Origin of the sequence: Flavobacterium sp. LM4 (assembly GCF_002017935.1) — a bacterium.
In the GTDB taxonomy this organism is placed as follows: Bacteria; Bacteroidota; Bacteroidia; order Flavobacteriales; family Flavobacteriaceae; genus Flavobacterium; species Flavobacterium chungangense.
The window spans coordinates 74244-100379 of sequence record NZ_MUFW01000005.1 but is presented as its reverse complement, the minus strand read 5'-3'; the positions used below and the strand labels follow the sequence as shown (position 1 = coordinate 100379).

Sequence of the window (26136 nt, the reverse complement as noted above, 5' to 3'; positions counted from 1 at the left end):
CGCTTTCATAGGTGATAATATTTCTGAAAATACACTAAAGAAAACCATTCTTAATAATTTACTTATTTATTTTCTCAATTGAATATTGTATTTCATTGCGACATGATAAATGTCATAGTTATAGCCGCTTCTTATTTTGAATATTTGTTGTATAAAATAAATAAGTTATGAGCGGGCAGAGTTGTTTTCATTGTGGACTTACAATTGCTAAAAATGAAGTAATCAATTTTGATGAAAAAAAGTTTTGCTGTAGTGGCTGTAAAACAGTTTACGAAATTTTTAGTCTTAATGATCTAACCTGCTATTATGATTTTGAAAAATCTCCGGGTGCTACCCCGCAGGACATTCAGGGAAAATATGACTTTTTGGACAATGAAGCTATCATCTCAAAAGTTTTAGAATTTCAGGAAGGAAATACTTCTATTGTTTCTTTAAATATCCCGCATATTCATTGTAGTTCATGTATTTGGCTTCTTGAAAATCTTAATAAACTACAGCCCGGCATAAGTGCCTCTCAGGTTAATTTTCCGGAGAAAAAAGTCCGCATTACATTCAATTCAGAAACAGTTTCCCTTAAAGCAATTGTTTATCTGCTGAGTTCAATTGGTTACGAACCTTATATTAGTTTAGAAAACTATGAAACCGGAAATACGAAAGTAGACAGAAGTTTAACCTATAAATTAGGTGTTGCTTTTTTTTGTTTTGGAAATATAATGCTATTGTCATTTCCCGAATATTTTGAGATCAGAGAGTTCTGGCTTGATAATTACAAACCGTTTTTCAGACTTTTGATTTTTGTTTTGGCATTGCCAAGTTTTCTCTATTCAGCGAGTGGTTATTATGTTTCAGCTTATCATAGTATTAAAACGAGAATGCTAAATATTGATATTCCAATCGCTTTGGGAATTATCGTGATGTTTATTCGTAGTTCTTATGATATGCTAATGGATCATGGTCCTGGTTTTTTTGACAGTTTGGCGAGTTTGGTTTTCTTTATGCTGCTCGGAAAAATGTTTCAGACAAAAACCTATAGTTTTCTGAGTTTCGAAAGAGATTTTAAATCCTATTTCCCAATTGCAGTTACCAGAATCAATTCTAATACATCAGAGGAAAGTGTGCCGATTTATGATGTTTTAAAAGGAGACAGATTGTTAATTCGAAATCAGGAATTAATTCCTGTAGACGGAATTCTGATTAGCGAAAAAGCTGAAATTGATTATAGTTTCGTTACCGGAGAAGCAATTCCGATTACTAAAAAATCAGGAGACAAAGTATTTGCCGGAGGAAAACAAATTGGAAAAGTAATCGAAATGGAAGTGTTGCATTCGGTTTCACAAAGTTATTTAACGCAGTTATGGAGTAATGAAATTTTTCAGAAAAAAGTTGATCAAAAGCATAAAACGATAACAGATGCAATAAGCCGGTATTTCACTCCAATCTTACTGCTTATTGCATTTGCCGGTTTTGGTTATTGGATATTCATTGATGCGAATACAGCTTTTAATGTCTTTACAGCGGTTTTAATTGTAGCCTGCCCTTGTGCACTGGCATTGACGGCACCGTTTACTTTCGGTAATATTCTCAGAATAATGGGTAAACAAAAAATGTATCTTAAAAATGCTTTGGTAATTGAACAGCTCGCAAAAGTAGACACCATTGTTTTTGATAAGACAGGAACCATTACAACCAATAAAAAATCAAATATAGTGTATGAAGGGAATACACTTTCTGATGAAAATTACATACTGATTAAAAATGTGCTTCGTGCCTCCAATCATCCTTTGAGCAGAATGTTATATGATTTTTTGCCGGAAGTAAAAAGAATTAAAATTGATGCATTTGAGGAAATTACCGGAAAAGGGATTTTGGCTTCTTTTGAAAATAAAAAGATCAAAATTGGTTCGGCATCTTTTGTTGAAAGTCCTAATGATACTAATGAGATAGAAAAAACAGCTCTTCATATTAGGATTGATGGTATATATTATGGAGGGTTTAATTTTCAGAATCAGTATAGAGATGGTCTTGAAACGCTATTTTCAACCTTAAGCAAAAGTTATCAAATAAAAGTTCTTTCCGGTGATAATGATGGAGAAAGAGTTAACCTGGAAGCTATTCTGCCAAAAGACACCGAACTTATCTTCAACCAAAAACCGGAACAGAAGCTGGAGTTTATTAAAAAACTGCAGGAAAAAGGGCAAAATGTAATGATGGTTGGAGACGGCCTTAATGACGCAGGCGCTTTAGCCCAAAGCAACGTTGGAATTTCAATATCTGAAAATGTAAATGTATTTTCTCCGGCTTGTGATGCTATTCTGGATGCCAGTGAATTTTCACGATTGAATTACTTTTTAAAGTTATCTCACAAATCAATCAGGATCATTAAAATGAGTTTTGTTTTATCGCTCCTTTATAACATCGCAGGGCTTTCATTTGCCGTTACAGGAAACTTGCTTCCGTTAGTGGCTGCGATCATTATGCCATTGAGTACCATTACAATTGTGAGTTTTGTAACGCTGATGAGCAATTTTTATGCGAATAAAAAATAAAGTACTGATAGTGAGTGTTTTATTTTTATTTTGAAACTCTTTTAAATTTTTTGAGCATGATAATTATCATATTTTAATAGGCATCAACACTCTAATTTTGTTACTATAAATTTAAAGATATGAGTGTTATTTATCTACTAATCTCGGTAAGTATTTTTGTTGCAATTTGTTTTTTCATTGCCTTTATAGCAGCTGTCAAATCCGGACAATACGATGATGATTACACTCCCTCGGTCAGAATCCTCTTTGATGATGAAACCAAAATTACCTCTCAAAATAATAATTTACCAATCGAAGAAAAACAAGTTTAATTATGAAATGAGCAAAATAGAGTTCATCGTAAAACCATAACGATATGCTAGTTGCATATAACCAATAAAAAATAAAAAAAAATCAACAACTTATGGAAATGGAACAATTTTACTACGACAACAAAATCGTAAAAAAATTCATTTATGCCACCATTCTTTTTGGGGTGGTAGGTATGTTAGTGGGGCTGACCCTGGCGGTTATGTACCTTTTTCCCAATATGACCGACGGGATTTCGTGGCTTAGTTATGGTCGTTTAAGACCTTTGCATACCAATGCTGTAATTTTTGCCTTTGTAGGAAATGCTTTTTTTGCCGGGATGTATTATTCGCTGCAAAGATTACTGAAAGCCAGAATGTTCAGTGATTTTTTGAGCAACCTGCATTTCTGGGGATGGCAGCTTATTATTGTTGCTGCTGCTATTACGTTGCCATTAGGTTATACATCTTCAAAAGAATATGCTGAATTGGAATGGCCTATTGATATCGCAATTGCGTTAATCTGGGTGGTAATGGGAATCAATATGATTGGTACAATGCTTAGAAGGAGAGAACGTCATTTATATGTAGCGATTTGGTTTTATCTGGCAACATTTGTTACAGTTGCAGTTTTGCATATTTTCAATAATATCGAAATTCCGGTTTCAGGATTAAAAAGTTACTCAGTGTATGCTGGTGTTCAGGATGCTTTGGTGCAATGGTGGTACGGGCATAATGCGGTAGCATTTTTCTTAACGACTCCATTCTTAGGATTGATGTATTATTTTATTCCTAAAGTGGCCAACCGACCTGTATATTCTTATCGATTGTCGATTATTCACTTTTGGTCTTTAATCTTTATTTATATCTGGGCTGGACCGCACCATTTATTATATTCAGCTTTGCCAAATTGGGCTCAGAATTTAGGAGTTGCATTTTCAGTTATGCTGATAGCGCCATCCTGGGGAGGTATGATCAACGGATTATTGACATTGAGAGGTGCCTGGGATAAAGTTCGTGTAGAACCGGTTTTGAAATTCTTTGTGGTAGCCATTACTGGTTACGGAATGGCAACTTTTGAAGGGCCAATGCTTTCTTTCAAAAATGTAAATGCTATAGCCCATTATACAGACTGGATCGTAGCACACGTACACGTAGGAGCTTTAGCCTGGAACGGGTTCATGTCTTTCGGTATCATTTACTGGTTGATTCCACGAATGACAAAAAGCCAATTATTTTCTACTAAACTAGCCAATTTCCATTTCTGGATTGGAACGTTAGGAATCATATTGTATACAGTTCCAATGTACGTGGCTGGTTTTCAGCAGGCATCTATGTGGAAACAGTTTAACCCTGATGGAACTTTAACTTATGGAAATTTCCTTGAAACTGTTACAGCGATTATGCCTCTGTATTGGATGAGAGCTATTGGTGGAACTTTCTACCTAATCGGAATGTTGACTCTGGTTTACAATATTATTATGACCGTTAAAGCAGGTAATACAATTGAAGACGAATTGGCTCAGGCTCCTGCATTGCAGACTATTAAAAGTGGTAGAATCAGTGGAGAGAAATTCCATTCATGGTTAGAAAGAAAACCGATTCAGTTAACCATTTTGGCAACCATTGCGATTTTAATTGGAGGTATTATTCAGATTGTTCCAACGATTATGGTAAAATCGAATGTTCCAACTATTTCAAGTGTAAAACCATATACACCGTTAGAACTGGAAGGCCGTGATTTATACATTCGTGAAGGTTGTGTAGGCTGCCACTCACAATCGGTTCGCCCATTTAGAAGCGAAGTTGAACGTTACGGGCCTCAGGCAAAAGCAGGCGAATTTGTTTACGATCATCCATTCTTGTGGGGTTCAAAACGTACAGGTCCCGATTTGCAGCGAGTAGGTGGTAAGTATAATGATAACTGGCACTTTAACCATATGTGGAATCCACAGAGTACATCTGCAGGATCAATTATGCCGGGTTATAAATGGCTGTTTGATAACAAACCATTGGATATCTCCTTAATCGAAAAGAAAATGAAAGTTATGGTTACGCTAGGAGTTCCTTATTCAGAAGCAGAAGTTGCTAATGCGCAGAAAACATTGAGAGATCAGGCTCTTACTATTGAAAAAAGTCTTGAAAACGATCCTGATTACGTAAAAAGTTATGAGGATAGCAGAAAAAGAGCTGCTGCAAAAGGCGAAAAATTTGTTCCTATGAACGAAAGAGAAATTGTAGCCCTGATTGCTTACATACAAAGACTTGGAACTGATATTAAGGTAAAAGAAACTTCAAAATAACAGCATTATGTTTGAACAGATAAAACACAATATGGAAACCATATCGGGTATAGAAATTTACCCGATTCTTTCTCTCCTGATTTTCTTTTTCTTTTTTGTAGGGCTGGGACTTTGGGTGTTCTCTTATAAAAAAGATAAAATTAATGAAATGAGTCAGATACCCTTGGCTGATGGAAGTAGTTTAATTTTAAAAGATAAATAAAAATGAAAAAGTTTTTCCCAGTATATGTTAGATTACCATTGGTTTTCTTTATCGTATTTGCTTTGATGGAATATTTTATAGATTCAGGCGACAGGCCAGCTTTTATCAAATATCCAATGGTTTCTGTCTTTTTATTTGTCTTTTTGTTTATTTTGATTGCTATCGAAATTACATTAAGTGCTGTAAACCGCGTAATGTACCAATTATTGTCTCCCGAAGAAAAAGAAAAACTGGCATACGAAGAAAGTCTGAGTTTGCAGGAAAGTAAATGGTACAAGAACTTAATGCACAAACTTACCAAGACAGAACCAATTGAAAAAGAAGGTGACTTGTTGATGGATCATGATTATGACGGAATCAAAGAATTAGATAATAATTTGCCGCCATGGTGGGTGTATTTATTCTATATCTGTATCGTTTTTGGAGTGTTTTATGTTTTCTATTACGATGTTTTTGGTGGAGATAATCAGGAAATGGAATTGAAGAAAGAAATGGCTCAGGCTAAAATTGAAGTAGAAGAATATCTTAAAACTGCTCCTGATCTAATGGATGAAAAAACAGTAGTTCTGCTTACAGATGAAGCAAGTCTGGCTGCCGGAAAAGAAATTTTTACCACTAATTGTGCAGCCTGTCACAGGGCAGACGCAGGAGGGCAGATTGGTCCTAACTTAACAGATGATAAATGGATTTTGGGTGGCGGAATTAAAAATGTTTTTCATACCATTACCAATGGAGGTCGTGACGGAAAAGGAATGGTTTCCTGGAAAACGAACGGTATGAAACCAAAAGAAATTCAAAAAGTAGCAAGTTATATTTTGTCTTTGCAGGGAAGTAATCCAAAAGATGCAAAAGAAGCTGAAGGTGAAGTTTGGGTAGACGAAAGTGCTCCAAAAAACGATGCAGCAGCAAAATAAAACAACAGATAGTACAGCAGTTAAAAAATAATTACCATGTCAAATTTACCAGACGAAGCTTTTAGAGATACCATCGGAACTATTGATGAGGGCGGAAAACGAAAATTTATTTTCCCTAAAAAACCGTCTGGTAAGTTTTACGAATATCGCAAAATAGTCAGTTATGTTTTATTGGCGATTCTGATTGCAAATCCGTTTATAAAAGTTAACGGAAACCAGTTCATGATGTTCAATATTCTTGAGCGCCGTTTCAATATTTTCGGATTCCCTTTCTGGCCGCAGGATTTTTATCTTTTTGTGATTTCGATGCTCGTTGGGGTAGTGTTTGTCATTCTGTTCACCGTTGTTTTCGGAAGGATATTTTGCGGATGGATTTGTCCTCAGACCATCTTTCTCGAAATGGTTTTCCGCCGAATCGAATATTGGATTGACGGTGACCGCGGCGCACAATTGCGTTTGGCAAAGCAGGAATGGAATGTAGAGAAAATCCGAAAAAGGCTTACCAAATGGTTGCTCTTCTTCCTGATTTCTTTCGGAATTGCAAATGTTTTTCTGGCGTATTTAGTGGGTAGCGATACCTTGTTTCTAATGATGGAGCAGGGACCGATTGAACAAGCGGGCAATTTTACGGCACTGCTGATTTTTACCGGTGTTTTCTATTTTGTTTTTGTTTGGTTTCGAGAGCAGGTTTGTATTATTGCCTGTCCGTACGGCAGATTACAAGGGGTACTTTTAGACAATAAATCCATAAATGTAGCTTATGATTTTGTGCGTGGTGAAAAGGAGCAGGGGCGAGCCAAATTCAATAAAAAAGAAGACAGGACTTTAACCGGAAAAGGAGATTGTATCGATTGCCATCAATGTGTGCATGTCTGCCCAATGGGAATCGACATTCGAAACGGAACGCAGTTAGAATGTACGAACTGCACCGCTTGTATCGACGAATGCGATTCGATTATGGATTCAGTTGGTTTGCCAAAAGGATTGATTCGTTATGCATCTGAAGACGAAATAGAGAAAAAAGAGCCTTTTAAATTCACAGCCCGAATGAAAGGATACACGGCAGTTTTATTTATTCTGTTGAGTGTTTTTGTCGGAATGTTGTTTTTAAGAACCAATGTCGAAGCTATTATTTTACGTTTGCCAGGACAGCTTTTTCAGCACAAAGGCGATAAAATCAGTAATGTTTACACGTATAAAATCGTAAACAAGACTATGAAAGAGTACAGCGATATTCATTTTGAGTTAATCGATCAGAAAGGTGAAATCAGCAAGGTGGGAGAACAGCATTTTAAAGTAGCAAAAGAAGAAATTTCACAGGGAACATTATTCATCGAAATCAATGAAGTTCTTTTGGAAAGCGATAAAACCAAAGTTAAAATTGGTGTTTACAACGGCAACGAATTATTAGAAACTACTGCTACCAATTTTTTAGGACCGAGAAGTTTTAATTAAAAAAGTGAAAATATGAAAATCAATTGGGGAACAGGAATTGTCATAGCATTCGGATTGTTTATGACCTTTATTTTATATTTTGTTTTTGAAGTGCAATCCAACAGCAAATACGACAACGATTTGGTTGTTGAAGAATATTACAAACACGATTCACATTTTCAGGAGGAGATGGCACGAATTCAGAATTCACATGATTTGCAGCACAAGCCTTCGATTAAGTATGTGGAAGACGGAGTCAGAATTACTTTTCCTGGAACTTTTGAAAGCAATAAACTTGAAGGAAACGTTTTGCTGTATCGTCCTTCAAACAAAAAGTTTGATTTCAATACCCAAATTGCCCTGACCAATTCATCTTTGCTTATTCCACAAAAGAAATTAGTAAAAGGACGCTGGGATGTCAATATGGAATGGCAGTACGAAGGCAAAAAATACTTAACCAAAGAGGTTATTTACGTTAATTAAAAAACGTGAGCAGGTAAAAATTGAAGTTATTTTTAGTTTTTGAATCTGCAAAATCTGTGATAAAAAATAAATAATAAATGTTGTATTCCGCTTTCATATTAGGACTTATCAGCAGTTTGCATTGCGTTGGGATGTGTGGTCCCATTGCGATGATGCTTCCGGTTGATCATCAAAATGAAGCTAAAAAAGTAACACAGATTATCACCTATCATTTGGGAAGATTAACAGCCTACGCCACAATCGGACTGATTTTCGGATTATTGGGAAGAGGTTTTTTCCTGGCCGGATTACAGCAGAAAATGTCTATTATTATTGGTGTGGCGATGATTGCTGCCGTTTTAATTCCGGAAAGAATCTTTTCAAAATACAATTTCTCTAAACCGGTTTATAAAGTGATTTCAAACCTAAAATCTACTTTAGGAAGCCAGTTTAAAAACAAAAGCTACAAATCTCTTTTCACGATTGGATTACTTAACGGTTTCCTGCCTTGCGGAATGGTATATGTGGCTTTATTTGGAGCCATAGCGATGCAAAGTGCCGGTTTTGGTGTTTTATATATGCTCTTGTTCGGATTAGGAACGATACCTTTAATGACAATTGTGGTTTACCTTCATTCTTTACTGAAACTGCCCTTTCGAAATAAAATTCAAAAAGCAATTCCTTATGTGGCTGTAATTATTGGGGTTTTATTTATCCTCAGAGGTTTAGGATTAGGAATTCCGTATGTTTCTCCTTCTAATATGAGTTTGTTTGTACAGGGGAGTCCTGATTGTCATTAGGCTAATGTTGAATTTATATCAATTTGTTCCACAGTTACTTGTTTCTGGGTTAAGGTCACTTTAACCTTCTTTTCCTAGGGTTTTGTTTATTAGAAAAAAATGAGATTATTTCAATTTGATTATTCTGAAATCTATAATAAAGTGTATTATGATTTAATATTATAACCCTGCGAATACCTTTTTTGACATCAGAGATTTGGAATAAATTTGGATTTTCTGAAATGAAGCTTAATGTTTCCTCAATTTTAATAGCGAGATGATGTAATTCTTTCTCGTTCCAGTTCTCTTCTAAGTATTCAATTGTTTTTTCTAATTCCTTTAGAGCAAAGTCTGTCCAAAGTATTTTATAGCCATTTTTCATATAGCTTTCTTGCGCTTGAATGAGAATTTAATTTTCCGGAATTAGCATCATTCAGACCTTGCTCGATAGATTCTTTTTCACTCTCAGAAATGGAATCCCACCAATCTTTTGATTCATTATTTCTCAAAGCAATAATTTTTTCTATAATCGTTGAATCTTCCAATGTAGAAAGCCATTGGATTAATTCCAATTTTTTGTTTTGTATGTTCAATTCAAGTTTCATAGTCTGAAATTTTAATATTCAAAATTACAAAAATAGTTAAGATGTTTCTTGAGATGCTTTGTTAAATTTCTCTTTTATACTACTTGAAGTCTTTCAAAAAAGTTATTAAAAGCAGGGCGCGAAGTAAGGAAAATTCGTGTAATAATTTCAATCTGGTGCTCGTTTGCAACGAGTACCTGTTTACTTTTAGAAACTAAATAAAGCGTTTGCAACGTGGCTGTTTACATGAGTTTCCTACAAATTTATAAAGAACTTTTGTTTTTAATAACCGCATTAGAAATGCTACAGTTTATCTTTTAATTTATGTACGCACTCGTTGCAAACGAGCACCAGAGGGAGTGTTATGATAAGTTCATTTTTTAAATGTTTTCTAACGTTTGGCGAGTAGGGGATGGTTAGGGTTAATAATCCTAATGCTTTTGATGATCATTATTTTTTCCAAGTACAAAACAAACTTTGGTTAAGTCCAAATTTCAACTATTGCTTTACTACCGGTTATGTTAAGTTGATTAAAAATCTAAGAATCTTACTTCTCTGTAGATTAATTGTCTATCCTTAATTTCAGAATTTATAGAAATGAATTGAGCAGTAAAGTTTCTTATAGTAGATTTTTTATTGTTGTCAAGTTCAGATAATGGTAATTGATTAATAATTTCTTTCGAGAGACCACCATTCACACTTTTACATTTTTCATCAATTGATTTTTTAAATATTTCTCTTTCGGTTGAATTCGAAACATATAAAGATAAATTATATATGCTATCAACAAATTTCTGATAATTTAGAAACTCCTCATACCATTTATTATTCAATTTAATTATCTCATTTACTTTTTCAACTTCATATTCAGGAAGTTTTTTTATAAAATAAGCTGAACAACTTTCAGCACTAAAGGATTTCTTATAAGACGAATTTAAAAATCTTTTGCAGTGAACAATAGTTTGCGTTGCATGTTCTCCCAATTCATTTTCGAGTTCGTCTATTCTTAATATTTGCCATATTCCTTTTGAATATGAATTAACCCAATCGCCTACTTTCATTAAAGATGATGTTTTTTGAATTCCATATAACTTTCTGGGGCTTCACGCAATTGCGAAGTTAGGAACGGATTATTTTCTGTTAAAGATCGAATTTTCGTGAAAAAAAACGTAAAGATAACGAAGTAAACCAACTATTGCTTCAAACTGCTGTTTGCGGTAGTTGTAATTAAGGAATTTTCTCGAAGATTTTCTTTGTCGTTTCACTTGCGTCTTGGACTTCTTGTATTAACAAGTTTAAAACTTCGATGTATTGATTTTTAGCTTCTTTAAAAACGTTGTGAGAATATGAAGGCATATCTTTAAGTGTATCTCTTAGACCAATAAACTGAATCAACGAAGAATCCATTTGAGCAGGAACTTGTCTTATTGCATTTGTATCATTGCCAAAGTCTTCAAACTTTAAATTGTGAAGATTGAGATTAATTAATAATTTTTCAAAAGCATTTATTCCTACTGAATACAATTGAGAAAATAATTCAACTTCAGTTTCCGTTCTCTTTGCTGTCAAATTCATTGTTTTGGATAAAGCCTTATACAGCATTGAAACTTCAGTAATAAAATTACTTGGTTGTTTTTCATTAAGAATTTGAAATTCTTCTGTTTTTTTATTGGTTTCTTGAGTTTGTATTTTCATAATTACAGTTATATTATTTATACAAACAGTAGCGTCATTGATAGATTTTAAATCTACAATTATATCATCCAAATAGTTAAAGTCAGAATCTACTCTTCCACGATAGACATCAAACTTTTCATCATTTTTGTCTGAAACAATTTGTGCAAGCCTTTTTTCTGATTTTGCATTAAATTCTTGTTTGAATGGAATTTCAATTTTCCACCTTTTTTTATTTTTTCTAAAGTTATTTTCTGTAATTTCTTGCCAATAGGTTTTACCTTCTTCTGGAATATGTGCTATAAGAATTATGGGAATACAAAGGTTTAGCCAATAGTTGTAATGTATATTAGTTACATAATGAGTTAAACCTTTTTCCGTTTTATGAAAATTACCTGAACCGCTTTTAATTTGAACTGCAATAAATTTTCCAGTTGGCTCTCCATTTTCTACTTGCTCAATAATAGCATCTAATCCAACGTCGACAATTGGTTGTTCACGAAAAATCCATCCAAGATTTTGGATTACAATTTTTTCAGTTTGATTAACTCCTATTCTTTCTGTCGAATTATATCTATTCATGTTATAATTGCTGCCTACTTGTTGATATGCAAAATATACCTTCTTATATCAACCAAGTTTTAGGCATGTATACGAAAGTTTGTTTCGTTATATATTTTCCAAATATAATCTTTTTCGTTCTAAATTACCCTTTTGCTTCAATTACCTGTAACAAAAATTATCCATTCAAATAATATAAATCACGGTTCCTTCTAAACCGTCATAGAAAACAAATTGGTTTCCGGTGATTTTCTTTTTAAATGCAAATCAAAAGCCATACAGATATTGCGTACAAATGGTCTTCCGGCTTCTGTAATGCTAATTTTATGATCTTCAATTACAATCAACTCATCATTTTCTATTTCTTTTAAATCCAGTAAAACAGCAGGAAGTTCTTTAAAATATAAGATTTCATCACTCCAGGAAGTTTCCAGTTCGCAAGTCAAATTCAAAATATGTTTTCTGATAATTAAATCTTCATCTGTTAAAATATGACCTTTGATAACAGGAAGCTGATCCCATTCTAATAATTGATAATAATCTTCAAGACTTTTGGTGTTTTGGGCAAAACTATACCAGCTGTCGCTGATAGAAGAAACACCTAAGCCAATCATAAGTTGCGTTTTCGAAGAACTGTAACCCATGAAATTTCTATGCAGTTCTTTGTTTTGTGTGGCTTTGTATAAACTGTCGGACGACAAGGCAAAATGATCCATCCCAATTTCATGATAGCCGTTTTTAGAAAGTAATTGTTTTCCAATTTCATATAATTTTCTTTTTTCCGCATCTTTTGGAAGGTCTTCTTCGTTAAATCCGCGCTGACCATTCCCTTTTATCCAGGGGGTATGTGCATAGCTGTAAAATGCCAGACGATCCGGTTTTAAAGAGTTCGTTTTTTCGACAGTATCTACCACATCTTCAATGGTCTGAAATGGTAAACCAAATATAATATCGTGTCCTATTGAAGTATAACCAATTTCTTTGGCCCAAAAAGTAACTTTAGCTACATTATGAAACGGCTGAATGCGGTGAATAGCTTTCTGCACTTTTTCGGAATAATCCTGAACACCAAAACTCACCCGGCGAAAGCCTAAATCGTATAATTTTTTAAGCTGCTCGTAAGTTGTGTTATTGGGATGACCTTCAAAACTAAATTCATGCTTTTCAGCTTTAAAAGCAAAAGAAAAAATGCCATTTATGAGCTGTTCTAAATTATTTTTAGAAAAGAATGTTGGAGTTCCGCCACCCAGATGAATTTCCTTTATGATTGGTTTTTCAGGAAGAAGTTTGCAGTACAAACTCCATTCTTTCAAAAGCGCTTTAATATAGGTTTCTTCGACAGCATGATTTGTTGTAATTCGTTTATTGCATCCGCAAAAAGTACACATGCTTTCGCAAAATGGCAGATGAATGTATAAACTGATTCCGTTTTGTAAATTACTTTCTGAAAAGGCTTTTTGAAATGATGCTGTCCACTTTTCGGTTGTAAAATCGTTTTCATTCCAGTAAGGAACCGTTGGATAACTGGTATATCTTGGTCCAGGGACATTGTATTTTTGAGTAAATGAAATTTCCATAACAAAGCATTTTTAGAATACCAAAATTACTTCGTCATTTGAAAAATTAAAATGATAAATATCATATAGACCTTAAATAAAAAGAGACTCATAATGAGCCTCTTTTCTGAATTAAATAACTAACGTGAAATAGAATCTTGAATGGTTTTAAGCCATTTTTTTGCAAAAATATGATCCTGGTAAGCGCTTATCTGTTTGATGCGGTCATCATCAAAATCATAGAATGGTATTGTAATTTTTTTAGATGTTTCCTTTTCCTGAAATTCAAAATCAATTTTAAGTATCGTATCTGAATTTCCATCGGTGGTCAAAACCAATTTACAGGAAGAAACACTCTTTAAATCCAAAAAGGTTGATTCCTGTTGATTTGGATTGAAATTCATTAGAATGAATTTTCTATGTTTTTGATCTATTGTAAATGTTTTATTGCTTTGAGATTCAGTTAAATCAAAATCCTGTGGATGTGTTGGATTGAACTTCTTTTTAATATTTAGAATTTTTGATTTGTTTGCAGCGTTCGATCGTGCTGAAAAATAGATTGGAATGGCTACTATGATCGCAATCACAATGCCAATTATGGTTACACTTGTTTCCATGTCTTTTTGAATTAGGTAAATAAATGAATTATAAACAGTTTATAAGTAGCTGTTTATTGTTTTTTTAGAAGAATGAATTCTTCGGATTGAAATTCATGTATTTAACTACCAGAAAAAATGGAAGGGGTAGAGCATCAGTAAAACCTTTTTGCTCTGAGTGAAAAATTGATTTGAAAAGTTTGAAGCTGATTTAATTGCCTGATGATCTGGTACAGCAACTAACAAAGTATCAAACCACTTGATTATAGCAGGATAGTCTGTTTTGATATTTGCAGCAAATTGATAATTTGACTGTGGCTGTATAAAGGCTAAGGAATCTGTATAATCTTTAGAGAAATTGGTGTCCGTTTTTTGACTTTTGATTTTTTGCACAGCAATTTGGTTTGCCTGAGTAGCAAAAAATCCCATAATTAGAAGGGAAACAAAAATGACGGCCTTACGAATCCAATTCATGGTGGCGAATTTAATTCATAAAACACAATTAATGAAATTTAAATTGCTAATTACTTCTTAAAAGTTATCCTCAACTTTTATGAGTTGAGGATACGGTATGTTATTGCTGCATTTTGAAGTAATAATCTGCTGAATGTTTTCCTCCGCCATAGAATAGGAAGAAAATACAAAGTAATAATACAACTATTGCCAAAATTAAACTTTCAGAGTGCATACGTCCCATAAAATTTACAAGGACGGCACCAAATAATATGGGTAATTGAGCGGCAATTGCCCAGCGGGTGAGTAGCCCAAAAACAATCATTATTCCTCCAATCATGTGGGCTGGAGCGATGTAATGTAAAAGAAACATGCCGCCTCCATATTGATCAATAGGAGAAATTAAATCATGTAAATATTGAGCATTGGTTACAAACGAAATTCCTTTCATAAACAAAAAAACACCCAAAACAATACGTATTAAATCTACTGGTAAATAAGTGTGCGAATTTGCCCATTTATTCAAACTTTTTACATTTTCCATGATGCTACGTGATTAAAAATTATATACTAAGTTACTAATTTTTAGTGATGTATTTATTTTAAGTAGCTGAAAATAAGTTTTTTACGATTTATTTAACGCATTCTGAGAATTCTTGAAATCAGACCTGAATAACACCCATATTGAATGGTTTTTGAATAGGAGCGTGGTTGGCAGCTTCGATTCCTATAGAAATCCATGTACGTGTATCAAGAGGATCAATAATAGCATCTGTCCATAATCTTGAAGCGGCATAATATGGAGAAGTCTGCTCATCGTAACGTGCTTTTATTTTGTTGAATAATTCAGCTTCTTTCGCCTCGTCTATGATTTCTCCTTTTGCTTTAAGCGAAGAAGCTTCAATTTGTGCCAGAACTTTTGCGGCCTGAGTTCCTCCCATAACTGCAAGTTCTGCACTTGGCCATGCAAAAATTAATCTTGGGTCATAGGCTTTTCCGCACATGGCATAATTTCCTGCTCCGTATGAATTACCTACAATAACAGTAAATTTGGGTACAACCGAATTACTAACGGCATTGACCATTTTGGCTCCATCTTTTATGATTCCGCCATGTTCAGATTTTGAGCCAACCATAAAACCTGTAACATCTTGTAGAAACACTAATGGGATTTTTTTCTGATTGCAATTTGCAATAAAACGGGTGGCTTTGTCAGCGCTGTCTGAGTAAATTACACCGCCAAACTGCATTTCGCCTTTTTTGGTTTTGACTACTTTTCTCTGGTTCGCTACAATTCCAACAGCCCAGCCATCAATTCGGGCATAACCTGTTATTATAGTTTGACCATAACCATCTTTATAAGCTTCAAATTCAGAATTGTCAACCAATCGATTGATAATTTCCATCATATCATATTGTTCGTTTCTGGCTTTTGGCAGGATTCCGTAAATATCCTTAGGTTCTAAAGCAGGTTTTTCAGCTTTGATTCGGTTATAGCCAGCTTTATCGTAATCACCAATCTTATCTACAATATTTTTGATTTTATCTAAAGCATCTTTATCATCTTTTGCTTTATAATCGGTTACGCCAGAGATTTCGCAATGTGTTGTGGCGCCTCCTAATGTTTCGTTATCAATTGTTTCTCCAATTGCAGCTTTAACCAAATAACTTCCGGCAAGGAAAATACTTCCTGTTTTGTCCACGATTAAAGCTTCATCGCTCATAATTGGAAGATAAGCTCCCCCGGCAACACAGCTTCCCATCACAGCAGCAATTTGAGTAATTCCCATGCTGCTCATTTGGGCATTGTTTCTAAAGATTCGTCCGAAATGTTCTTTATCCGGGAAAATCTCATCCTGAAGCGGTAAATACACACCGGCACTATCTACCAAATAAATAATGGGCAATCTGTTTTCCATGGCAATTTCCTGCGCACGTAAATTTTTCTTTCCTGTAATTGGGAACCAGGCACCTGCTTTGACAGTAGCATCATTAGCGACAACGATACACTGTTTTCCTCGAATATATCCTATTTTGATTACTACTCCCCCAGAAGGACATCCGCCATGTTCTGCATACATTCCTTCTCCAACGAAACCTCCAATTTCTATGCTTTTAGAATTTTCATCCAACAAATAATCAATACGTTCACGAGCAGTCATTTTACCTTCAGCGTGTAATTTTTGAATGCGTTTTTCGCCTCCGCCCAATTTTATTTTGGCAAATTTTTGTTTCAATTCGGAAAGTAATAGTTTATTGTGATCTTCGTTTTTATTGAAGTTTAAATCCATAAGAAATTGATGTTTTTACAAAATAGTGTTGGCTAATTTACAAAATCAATTGAAACCTACATAATAAAATATTTCCTGAAGAAGGAATGAAAAGAGTGTCCTAAATATTCAAAAGAATAAATGATTTCAGGAGGAAAATAGAATATTCTGAACTTGTTATAAAACAAAAAAACAGAAGCGAAACTTCTGTTTTTTGAATATTTAAATATGTTTAGATTATTTTTTAGAATCACAAACCAATCGTTTTAAAATAGCCCATTGTTTCAAGGCATCACGTGCTTCAACAGCAGGATATCCAAGCATTGTTTTGCCTGCCGGAATATCTCCCGTTACACCTGAACCCGCACCAACAATAGCTCCGTCGCCAATTGTAGTATGATCTTTTATAGAAGCGCTTCCGCCAATAATAACGCCATTTCCTAAAGTTACAGAACCGGCTAAACCACTATTTCCGGCCATTATACAAAATTTACCTAATTTGCTATTATGTCCAATCTGAACTAAATTATCAATTTTGCAGCCATCACCAAGAACAGTTGAACTGAATTTTCCGCGATCTACGCATGAATTAGCTCCAATTTCAACTCCGTTTCCAATAATTACATTTCCGATTTGTGGAATTTTCACCAAACCTTTTTCACTGCAAGGGCGGAAACCAAAACCATCTGCTCCAATTGTTGCATTTGGATGAATAATACAATCGTTACCAATATGACAACGTTCACGAACAACTGCTCCGGACCATATAATTGTGTCTTTGCCAATAGTACATTCGTCTAAAATTGTAACATTTGGATAGATTGTAACATTTGCTCCAATTTCTACTTTTGGACCAATATAGCAGCCAGCGCCAATTCTTGCACCTTCGCCAACAATAGCTGTTTCATCGATAATTGCTGTTTTATGAATATTATTGTGAAATACCGGTGTAGGCGGAGCAAAAAGAGCTAAAATCTGTGACATCGCCAAATCAGCATTTTTAACTTTAATAAAAGCACGATTTTCTCCAGGTTCAATAGAGATGTCTTCATTAACAACTGCAATGGAAGCTTTCGAACCTTCCCATAATTTTTCGTATTTTTTATTCCCTATAAATGAGATATCACTAGAGGTAGCTTTATCTAATTGCTCTGTAGCTGTAATACACTGAGATGTAGTGCCATAAATTACGCCTTTTATGACTTCGTTAATTTCTTGAATTGAATAGGATTTCATCTAATGAATTAATTGCTTAATAGGTTATTTTTTGCCAAATAAAACCAATTAGATTTTAATTACCTAATATTTTTTTTTAGTTTGTTTAAAATTATGAGTATATATTGAAATTTTAACATTTATTAAGTTATTTTCTATGATTTTTTAATTTTGCTTATCGTGTTTGTTGGAGGATATAAACTATAACAGACTTTACTTCAGTATTTTTACTAAGTAAAAATGAGTGATTTTGTTATTGATAAGCAGTAACTTACAATTTTTTGTTAAGCATGGAAGAATAAAAAAAAGCAATTCATTTTTAAAAGGAATTCCTTTGGTGTTTTTCATTATTTTACTTTAGAAAGTGAAACAGCATTTATGCAATATCTTAGACCGCTTGGTTCAGGTCCATCAGGGAAAACATGCCCTAAATGTGCATCGCAGGTATTGCAGACTACTTCAACACGAATCATTCCGTATGATTTGTCGGCATGATAGCCAATAGCATTTTCTTTGATTGGTTGCGTAAAAGAAGGCCAGCCGGTTCCGGATTCAAATTTTTCAGATGCGTCAAAAAGCAAAGTACCACAACATTTACATTCATATATTCCCGGATCAAACAGACTGCAAAGTTCAGAACTGAAAGATCTTTCAGTGCCTTTTAAACGTGTTACCTGATACTCTTCAGGAGTTAAAAGCTGCTTCCATTCTTCTTCTGTTTTCTCAACTCTATTGTCCGGAGTTGGATTTCCTTTATTTGTAAAATGAATTACGTCTGCCCATTTAATCATAATAGTATACTTTAAATGAAATTATTTTTTGAAGTTTAACCGTTAAGGTATTAAGAAAAATAAGCTAAGCAATGCTTAGAATCTTAATGCCTTAACGGTAAAAATTTTAAATGGATTAAATTTATTCCTCTTCTTTTTGCCCCATCATCATTAAGAAAGCTTTTAAAAACGGATCAATATTTCCGTTCATTACACCATCAACATCACTGGTTTCATAACCGGTACGAACATCTTTTACCAATTTATAAGGCTGCATTACATAATTACGTATTTGCGAGCCCCATTCGATTTTCATCTTTCCGGCTTCAATATCTGCACGTTGGGCCTGCTGTTTTTTCAATTCAATTTCATACAATTGAGAACGAAGCATCTGCATGGCACGCTGTCTGTTATCCTGCTGGGAGCGTGTTTCTGAACACTGAATCTGAATTCCGGTTGGTTTGTGTACCAATTGGACTTTCGTTTCAACTTTGTTTACGTTCTGCCCTCCGGCACCGCTGGAACGAGAAGTTGTAATCTCAATATCCGCAGGATTAATATCAATTTCAATACTGTCATCGACAAGAGGATAGACATAAACAGATACAAATGATGTATGTCGTTTGGCATTACTGTCAAAAGGTGAAATTCTAACCAGACGGTGTACACCATTTTCACCTTTCAGATAGCCAAAAGAATAATCACCTTCGAATTCTAAAGTTACGGTTTTTATTCCGGCAACATCACCTTCCTGAAAGTTAAGTTCCTTTATTTTATAGCCATAACTTTCTCCCCACATCATGTACATACGCATCAGCATTCCAGCCCAGTCACAACTTTCTGTCCCACCGGCACCGGCAGTAATCTGAACTACAGCGCTAAGGCTGTCGCCTTCGTCAGAAAGCATGTTTTTAAATTCGATGTTTTCAATGTGCAGCTGCGTTGTATTGTAATTTTCATCCAATTCCTCTACAGAAAGTTCTCCTTCTTTATAAAAATCATAAGCAAGCTGAAGTTCATCTGTGAGTTCGACAGCTTTATTGTAATCTTCGATCCATTTTTTTTTGTTTCGAAGATTTTTTACAATGATTTCTGCTTCTTTTGGTTTGTTCCAAAAATCAGGAGCAAAAGTTTTTTCTTCTTCGTTTGCAATTTCGATTAGCTTGGCATCAACGTCAAAGATACCTCCTCAACGCACCTAGGCGCTCCACAATACCTTTTACTTGTTCGGCTGTTGTCATAAATTAATAGTAGTTTTATATTTTTTTTACAAATATTACGTTAATTTGGTTGAGTAATAAACCGCAAGTTAAAATTTATTAAAACTCGCTGTTAATAACTATCAGTTATACGTAATTTTGCACTACAAAAATAAGATATAGTTTTTAGAATATGGAAATAAATTTAATCAGCGATACTATTACCAAGCCTAGCTACGAAATGCTGCAGTATATGTTCAACGCTCATGTTGGCGATGATGTATATAGACAAGATCCGACGGTTATCGAATTAGAGACCAGGGTAGCTGAATTTTTTGGTATGGAAGCTGGGCTTTTTTTTCCGTCAGGAACTATGGCGAATCAAGCCGCAATTAAACTCCACACACAACCCGGAGAACAATTAATCGCCGACAAGTATGCTCATGTTTATCATTATGAAGGCGGTGGAGTTTCTTTTAATAGCGGAGTTTCATGCTGTTTATTAGATGGAGACAGAGGAATGATAAATGCGGCAAAAGTTGCTGCTGCAATTAATGATCCGGAGTTTTATCACAGTCCGTTAACGAGTTTAGTTTGTGTGGAAAATACTACAAATAAAGGAGGTGGTGCCTGTTATGAACTGGAAGATTTATGGGAAATAAAAAAAGTCTGCGATGCCAATAATTTGAAGTTCCATCTGGATGGAGCTAGAATTTGGAATGCATTGGTTGCAAAAAGGCAGAATCCCAAAGAATTTGGAGCTATTTTCGATACTATTTCAGTTTGTTTATCAAAAGGATTAGGGGCTCCGATAGGGTCAATCCTGTTGGGGACTAAAGCAGATATTCACAGGGCGTTAAGAATCAGGAAGATACTGGGAGGTGGGATGCGTCAGGTTGGTTATTTAGCTGCAGCAGGATTGTATGCGTTGGCACATAATATTGAAAGACTAGCCGAAGATCACCGCAGAGCAAAGGAAATAGCAGCAGTTTTAAGTACTAAGTCATGGATTGCGGCAATCGAACCTGTAGAAACTAATATTTTAATTTTTTCTCTGGCAGAAGGGTATAGTGATAAACTTTTAATAGAGAAATTAAAACAGAAAAATATTCTTATTAGTTCTATGGGGCACAATAAACTTAGAATTGTAACACATTTGGATTATAAAGAAGTAATGCATACCTATGTTATTGAGACGCTTCAGAAGTTTTAAAGTTAAGATCAAATAAATTAAAAAAGGCAGGATTTACCTGCCTTTTTTAATTTATTTGATCTACTATTATGAAATTACTGTCAATTGAAGTATCCGATTTTAGTTCGAAATATTTATAAGTTTTAGACAAAACATTAAATTTTAAAAGAACAAATATTTCAGATCCTTTTTGTACACAGCATATATATTCATTATTATTTTTGTCGATGTATCCAGGTCCGTTAAGATATGTATATCCTAAATTGTCGTTAGGTAGTAAATCTTCGGAAGTATTGTTTGTTAAATCAATTTTTACAATTGTATTGCCTACGACACCTGTTTTATTTGTTATGCAGTATACTGAGTTGTTTGAAAAAACAGCAGCTTTTAAAAATGAAAAATTGGTATTGTTGAATAATGCCTTTTTTGCAGTGTTGTTTTCCGTGTCAATTTCATAAGTGTCCTGATTGTTATAAGAACTATATAATTTATTTCCATTTAAAAAAGTCGAAAAGGAAGCAGTTTGATCGAAACTTAAACCTGAATATGAAACTTCAAAAGTATCTGGATTGATTTTTACATAATACGATATGCTATTTACAGGTGTAATATAGGTGTTTGGTACAATTATTCCATGAAGAATTTTTTTCGAATTATCCCATATAAGTGCAGAAATTGATGGATTTGGACCAGTTACTTCAGTTGGGAAAACTAATGATTTAGAGGTCGTTTTTTTTGTTTTTTTATCAAAAACAAAAATCTTATTTGAGGGTGGATGATATTCGACTAAAAAAATCTTATCAGTACTCGAAGTGACTGTGTTTAGATTTATTGTATTAGAAGTTAGTCCTTCAAATTCTGAATAAGACGTAATTTGTCCACTGTTGTTTCCAATTTTGTTTATTTTTCCTGCAAATGTTACTGCTAAAAAATTAAAATCATCTTTAACTGATTCATCCTTTGGGTTTGATGAATCATTTACACAGGAAAATAAAAATAAACTGGCAAAAGTAATTGCCAGAGTTTTGTATGTTAGTTTCATATGTGGTTTAGATTACTTAAAAAGATTATCCATTCCCGGAATCATTGGCATATCCATTTTAGCAACAGCATCAAGCTCTTGTTCGTTTACCCTGGTTGCTTTTTCAATTGCTTTATTTAGCGTTACAATTAAATAATCTTCCAATTGTTCTTTATCTTCAAGTAAAGAGTCATCAATAGAAATTGATTTTACTTTTCTGTTTGCTGTTAATGTTACTTTTAATAATCCGTCGGCACTTTGCTCATCAATTAAAACTGTATCTAAGCGTTTTTTTGTATCTTCAATTTTTTGTTGGGTTTCTTTAAGTTTTCCCATCATTCCCATTAAATCCATTTTTGTTGATTTTAAATTATTTCAACAAAATTAGTTTATTACAATATATAATAAAGTAATATTTTATGAAAAAATTAATCCTGTTCTACTCTCTATGTGTTATTTTTGCCTTGTCTTATATAAAAACTAATGCCCAATCAATGCTAAACAATATACCGGCTCCACAAGCCAAATTAATTCCTAAATCATTAAAAAAGCATAAAGAAGTCCGAATCGATAATTATTTTTGGCTCAATGACAGAGAAAATCCGGAGGTTATTGATTATCTAAAACAGGAAAATGCCTACTACGAAAGTATGACTTCGCACACTAAAGGTCTTCAGGATGCTTTATACGAGGAGATGAAAGGCAGAATTAAAGAAGATGATTCTTCTGTTCCATATTTCTATAATGGGTATTATTATATTACCCGTTTTGAAACAGGACAGGATTATCCTATTTTTTCAAGAAAAAAAGGAAGTCTTTCTGCTGAAGAAGAAATCATGTTTAATTGCAATGAATTGGCAAAAGATCATGCTTACTTTAAATTAGGAGGCTTAAGTGTTAGTCCCGATAACAAATTTGCGAGTTTTGCTGTTGATATTGTGGGGAGAAGAATTTACACAATTCAGATTAAAAACTTAGAAACCGGAGAAATTCTCGCAGATAAAATAGAAAATGCAACTGGAGAATCAGTTTGGGCAAATGATAACAATACCATTTTTTATGTCAGACAAGACGAAGTTACTTTACGATCTGATAAAGTGTTCAGACATAAATTAAATACAGATGCTGCAACTGATGTTTTGGTTTTTAATGAAACAGATGATACTTTTAATGTATCAGTAAGTAAAGAAAAATCAAGAAAATATATTGTTATTGGTTCAGGAAGTACTTTAACGACAGAATACAGGATTTTAAATTCGGATAATCCTGATGGTGAATTTGCAGTATTTCAGACACGTGTTCGTGGTTTAGAATACAGTATTTCGCATTACGAAGACTCATTTTATATTTTGACCAATAAAGATAAGGCAACCAACTTTAAGTTGATGAAAACGCCAGAAAACAGAACAGAGAAAAAATTCTGGAAAGATGTTATTCCACATCGTGAAGATGTTTTATTGGAAGATATCGAAATATTCAAAAATTATTTAGTGGTTGAAGAACGCTCAAACGGCTTAAATCATATCCGAATCATGCCATGGAATGACGAACCGGATTATTATTTGCCTTTTGGAAGTGAAACATATAACGCTTATACTACAACAAATGTTGATTTTGATACGGATGTTTTGCGTTACAGCTACCAATCGCTGGCAACACCATCGTCTGTAATTGATTTTAATATGAAAACTAAAACTAAAGAAATCTTAAAAGAGCAAGAGGTTTTAGGTGGTAAATTTGATAAAAACAATTACATCGAAGAAAGAGTCTGGGTAACAGCGAGAGATGGAGTTAAAGTGCCTATTTCTATGATTTACCGTAAAGGACTAGAGAAAGATGGCAAAAATCCGTTATTGCTATATGCGTATGGTTCATACGGAATCACGATGGATACTTATTTTTCATCAACAAGACTTTCTTTGCTTGATCGCGGATTTGTGTTCGCTATAGCTCATATTAGGGGAGGTGAGGACTTGGGAAGGCAATGGTATGAAGATGGAAAACTGTTAAAAAAGAAAAATACCTTTACAGATTTCATTGATTGCTCTAAATTTGTAATAAACGAGAAATATACTTCTGCTAAACATTTATATGCAGAGGGAGGATCTGCCGGAGGACTTTTGATGGGCGTTATCGTAAATGAAGCCCCTGAATTGTATAACGGAGTTATTGCTCAGGTGCCTTTTGTAGATGTTATTACGACAATGTTGGATGATAGTATTCCGCTGACAACAGGTGAGTATGATGAATGGGGTAACCCGAATAATAAAAAATATTATGATTATATGTTATCGTATTCACCATATGATAATGTAAAAGAGCAAAAATATCCTAATATGTATGTTTCTACCGGATTGCATGATTCGCAGGTTCAATATTGGGAACCAGCCAAATGGGTGGCCAAACTTAGGAGTTTAAAAACAAATGACACTGTGCTGTTTTTAGATACTAACATGGATGCTGGTCATGGCGGGGCTTCAGGGCGTTTCCAAGCTTTAAAAGACTTAGCAAAGGAATTTAGTTTTTTATTAGATTTAGAGAAAATACAAAGCTAATTAGAAATTTTTTGTTAAATTTGCAACCTATCAAGGTTATTTAAAATTACCTTTGATTAACTATTTTTTTATGAAAGAAGAAATAAATGCTTATAATAATGTTTTAGAGTTAATAGGTAACACCCCACTTATTAAGCTAAATAAAGTCACCGAAGGGTTAGAAGGAAATTTCTACGCAAAGGTAGAAGCTTTTAATCCGGGACATTCGTCAAAAGATAGAATAGCATTATATATTATTGAAGAAGCTGAGAAAAGAGGGATTTTATCTCCAGGTGATACCATAATTGAAACAACATCCGGAAATACAGGTTTTAGTTTGGCGATGGTAAGTATTATAAAAGGTTATAACTGTATATTGGCAGTAAGCTCAAAATCATCCAAAGATAAAATTGACATGTTGAGAAGTTTAGGAGCAAAGGTTTATGTTTGCCCGGCTCACGTTTCAGCAGATGATGAAAGATCGTATTACAACGTTGCAAAACGTTTACATGAAGAAACAAAAGGTTCTGTTTACATCAATCAATATTTTAATCAGCTAAATATTGATGCACACTACAATACTACTGGTCCTGAAATTTGGAAACAGACCAAAGGACAAATTACGCACCTTGTTGCTTGTAGCGGAACCGGGGGAACAATCTCAGGGACTGCAAAATTCTTAAAAGAACAAAATCCAAATATTAAAATCTTAGGTGTTGATGCTTTTGGATCGGTATTGAAAAAATATCATGAAACAAGAGAATTCGATAATAAAGAAATATATCCATACCGAATTGAAGGCTTAGGCAAGAACTTAATTCCTTCAGCGACTGATTTTGATATTATCGATAAGTTTATGAAAGTAACGGATGAAGAGAGTGCTCATACAGCCAGAGAAATTACCCGTAAAGAAGGTTTGTTTGTAGGATATACTTCCGGTGCTGTAATGCAGGCAATTAAGCAGTACGCAGAAGAAGGAGAATTTACAAAAGACAGTAATATTATTGCTATTTTTCCTGATCACGGATCTCGTTACATGAGTAAGGTATTTAGTGATGACTGGATGAATGAACAAGGATTCTTTGATAGTGTTAACGAAGAAGAAGTTCAAAAAATTGAATTTGTAAAGTAATTAAAAATTTACTTTTAGACATAAAAAAAACTCCAGATTTTCATCTGGAGTTTTTTTATTGGTGTTATTTTGCTAAAAGCTCTAAAATTTTTGCTCTTAATTCAGGACCTCTTAAATCCTGTGCAACGACTTTTCCTGATGAATCAAGTATAAAGGTTGCGGGGATAGATTGTACATTATATTGCTTTGCAATGGGTTCTTCCCAGGATTTTAAGTTTGAAACCTGTGTCCAGCTTAAATTGTCTTTTGCTATGGCTTCTTTCCAGGCTGATGCTTCCTTGTCTAAAGAAACACCTATGATGTTCAGTCCTTTTGAGTGCAGTTCTTTGTATATTGCTACAACATTTGGGTTTTCTTTTCTGCATGGTCCGCACCATGAAGCCCAAAAATCTACAATTGTTACTTTTCCTAAACTTTCTTTAAGCGAAACTGTTTTACCTTCAGGATTAGGA

The 26136-nt window shown here is 34.0% G+C and carries 25 protein-coding genes and 1 pseudogene; 11 read left to right on the top strand and 15 right to left on the bottom strand.

Going from position 1 to position 26136, the window contains the following annotated elements:
- Positions 1–167: 167 nt before the first annotated feature.
- The 8 genes from BXU10_RS21775 to BXU10_RS21740 all read left to right on the top strand — a co-directional run bounded on the left by BXU10_RS21775 (position 168) and on the right by BXU10_RS21740 (position 8948).
- Entirely contained in the window at positions 168–2546 is a 2379-nt protein-coding gene (locus BXU10_RS21775) for a heavy metal translocating P-type ATPase metal-binding domain-containing protein (protein ID WP_078229585.1), read from the top strand.
- A 119-nt stretch (positions 2547–2665) separates the two neighbouring features.
- Complete coding sequence (gene ccoS, locus BXU10_RS21770; RefSeq protein ID WP_031454816.1) at positions 2666–2857, top strand: cbb3-type cytochrome oxidase assembly protein CcoS; 192 nt, start codon at positions 2666–2668, stop codon at positions 2855–2857.
- 92 nt (positions 2858–2949) lie between these two features.
- Positions 2950–5136 (top strand): cytochrome-c oxidase, cbb3-type subunit I, encoded by a 2187-nt coding sequence (gene ccoN / locus BXU10_RS21765; protein WP_078229584.1) that lies wholly within the window; start codon positions 2950–2952, stop codon positions 5134–5136.
- Between the two features lie 7 nt (positions 5137–5143).
- Positions 5144–5338 (top strand): cytochrome c oxidase subunit IV, encoded by a 195-nt coding sequence (locus BXU10_RS21760; RefSeq protein WP_031454814.1) that lies wholly within the window; start codon positions 5144–5146, stop codon positions 5336–5338.
- A 2-nt stretch (positions 5339–5340) separates the two neighbouring features.
- Entirely contained in the window at positions 5341–6252 is a 912-nt protein-coding gene (locus tag BXU10_RS21755) for a cbb3-type cytochrome c oxidase N-terminal domain-containing protein (RefSeq protein ID WP_123922079.1), read from the top strand.
- A gap of 36 nt (positions 6253–6288) precedes the next feature.
- On the top strand, positions 6289–7707 hold the full coding sequence (gene ccoG / locus BXU10_RS21750; protein ID WP_078229583.1) for a cytochrome c oxidase accessory protein CcoG: 1419 nt from the start codon (positions 6289–6291) through the stop codon (positions 7705–7707).
- A 12-nt stretch (positions 7708–7719) separates the two neighbouring features.
- Positions 7720–8169, top strand: a complete 450-nt coding sequence (locus BXU10_RS21745) for a FixH family protein (protein WP_078229582.1) — start codon at positions 7720–7722, stop codon at positions 8167–8169.
- A 77-nt stretch (positions 8170–8246) separates the two neighbouring features.
- Positions 8247–8948: a sulfite exporter TauE/SafE family protein gene (locus BXU10_RS21740; protein WP_078229581.1), complete on the top strand. Its 702-nt coding sequence runs from the start codon at positions 8247–8249 to the stop codon at positions 8946–8948.
- 55 nt (positions 8949–9003) lie between these two features.
- On the opposite strand, the gene BXU10_RS21735 is transcribed toward BXU10_RS21740, so the two are convergent.
- From BXU10_RS21735 to prfB, 12 genes are all read right to left on the bottom strand, one after another.
- Entirely contained in the window at positions 9004–9309 is a 306-nt protein-coding gene (locus BXU10_RS21735; RefSeq protein ID WP_078229580.1) for a type II toxin-antitoxin system RelE/ParE family toxin, read from the bottom strand.
- On the bottom strand, positions 9293–9532 hold the full coding sequence (locus BXU10_RS21730; protein WP_078229579.1) for a hypothetical protein: 240 nt from the start codon (positions 9530–9532) through the stop codon (positions 9293–9295). Before BXU10_RS21730 ends, BXU10_RS21735 begins: the two co-directional genes overlap by 17 nt.
- Before the next feature lie 509 nt (positions 9533–10041).
- Positions 10042–10572 carry a hypothetical protein gene (locus tag BXU10_RS21725; protein WP_078229578.1) on the bottom strand — a complete coding sequence of 177 codons (531 nt, stop codon included), beginning with the start codon at positions 10570–10572 and terminating at the stop codon, positions 10042–10044.
- 166 nt (positions 10573–10738) lie between these two features.
- The gene (locus BXU10_RS21720) at positions 10739–11767 is read right to left on the bottom strand and encodes a DUF4365 domain-containing protein (RefSeq protein WP_078229577.1); all 1029 of its coding nucleotides are present in this window, start codon (positions 11765–11767) and stop codon (positions 10739–10741) included.
- 191 nt (positions 11768–11958) lie between these two features.
- Positions 11959–13323, bottom strand: a complete 1365-nt coding sequence (hemN, locus tag BXU10_RS21715; protein WP_078229576.1) for an oxygen-independent coproporphyrinogen III oxidase — start codon at positions 13321–13323, stop codon at positions 11959–11961.
- 119 nt (positions 13324–13442) lie between these two features.
- Complete coding sequence (locus BXU10_RS21710; RefSeq protein WP_078229575.1) at positions 13443–13919, bottom strand: hypothetical protein; 477 nt, start codon at positions 13917–13919, stop codon at positions 13443–13445.
- Between the two features lie 105 nt (positions 13920–14024).
- Positions 14025–14372 (bottom strand): hypothetical protein, encoded by a 348-nt coding sequence (locus BXU10_RS21705; RefSeq protein ID WP_078229574.1) that lies wholly within the window; start codon positions 14370–14372, stop codon positions 14025–14027.
- A gap of 100 nt (positions 14373–14472) precedes the next feature.
- A complete protein-coding gene (locus BXU10_RS21700) occupies positions 14473–14895 on the bottom strand; it encodes a DoxX family protein (RefSeq protein ID WP_078229573.1) in 423 nt (140 codons plus the stop codon).
- 118 nt (positions 14896–15013) lie between these two features.
- Complete coding sequence (locus BXU10_RS21695; protein ID WP_078229572.1) at positions 15014–16642, bottom strand: acyl-CoA carboxylase subunit beta; 1629 nt, start codon at positions 16640–16642, stop codon at positions 15014–15016.
- Positions 16643–16858: 216 nt separating this feature from the next.
- Positions 16859–17857 (bottom strand): UDP-3-O-(3-hydroxymyristoyl)glucosamine N-acyltransferase, encoded by a 999-nt coding sequence (gene lpxD, locus BXU10_RS21690; protein ID WP_078229571.1) that lies wholly within the window; start codon positions 17855–17857, stop codon positions 16859–16861.
- A gap of 326 nt (positions 17858–18183) precedes the next feature.
- The gene (gene msrB, locus BXU10_RS21685) at positions 18184–18627 is read right to left on the bottom strand and encodes a peptide-methionine (R)-S-oxide reductase MsrB (protein WP_078229570.1); all 444 of its coding nucleotides are present in this window, start codon (positions 18625–18627) and stop codon (positions 18184–18186) included.
- 121 nt (positions 18628–18748) lie between these two features.
- A protein-coding gene (gene prfB / locus BXU10_RS21680; protein WP_123922078.1) for a peptide chain release factor 2 occupies positions 18749–19847 on the bottom strand; the annotation gives its coding sequence in 2 pieces (ribosomal slippage) (positions 18749–19783 and positions 19785–19847; 1098 coding nt in all).
- A 151-nt stretch (positions 19848–19998) separates the two neighbouring features.
- Here prfB and BXU10_RS21675 point away from each other — a divergent pair.
- Positions 19999–21018 (top strand): low specificity L-threonine aldolase, encoded by a 1020-nt coding sequence (locus tag BXU10_RS21675; RefSeq protein WP_078229568.1) that lies wholly within the window; start codon positions 19999–20001, stop codon positions 21016–21018.
- A 46-nt stretch (positions 21019–21064) separates the two neighbouring features.
- On the opposite strand, the gene BXU10_RS21670 is transcribed toward BXU10_RS21675, so the two are convergent.
- Both BXU10_RS21670 and BXU10_RS21665 read right to left on the bottom strand, forming a co-directional pair.
- Positions 21065–22039 (bottom strand): hypothetical protein, encoded by a 975-nt coding sequence (locus tag BXU10_RS21670; protein ID WP_078229567.1) that lies wholly within the window; start codon positions 22037–22039, stop codon positions 21065–21067.
- A gap of 12 nt (positions 22040–22051) precedes the next feature.
- Positions 22052–22372, bottom strand: a complete 321-nt coding sequence (locus BXU10_RS21665) for a YbaB/EbfC family nucleoid-associated protein (protein WP_031454795.1) — start codon at positions 22370–22372, stop codon at positions 22052–22054.
- A gap of 65 nt (positions 22373–22437) precedes the next feature.
- Here BXU10_RS21665 and BXU10_RS21660 point away from each other — a divergent pair, with 65 nt between their 5' ends.
- Positions 22438–24573: a S9 family peptidase gene (locus BXU10_RS21660; RefSeq protein WP_078229566.1), complete on the top strand. Its 2136-nt coding sequence runs from the start codon at positions 22438–22440 to the stop codon at positions 24571–24573.
- Positions 24574–24643: 70 nt separating this feature from the next.
- Positions 24644–25684, top strand: a complete 1041-nt coding sequence (locus BXU10_RS21655; RefSeq protein WP_031454793.1) for a PLP-dependent cysteine synthase family protein — start codon at positions 24644–24646, stop codon at positions 25682–25684.
- A gap of 64 nt (positions 25685–25748) precedes the next feature.
- Here BXU10_RS21655 and BXU10_RS25820 read toward each other — a convergent pair.
- Positions 25749–26135: pseudogene (locus BXU10_RS25820) on the bottom strand (peroxiredoxin family protein); the annotation flags it as partial.
- Position 26136 lies beyond the last annotated feature (1 nt).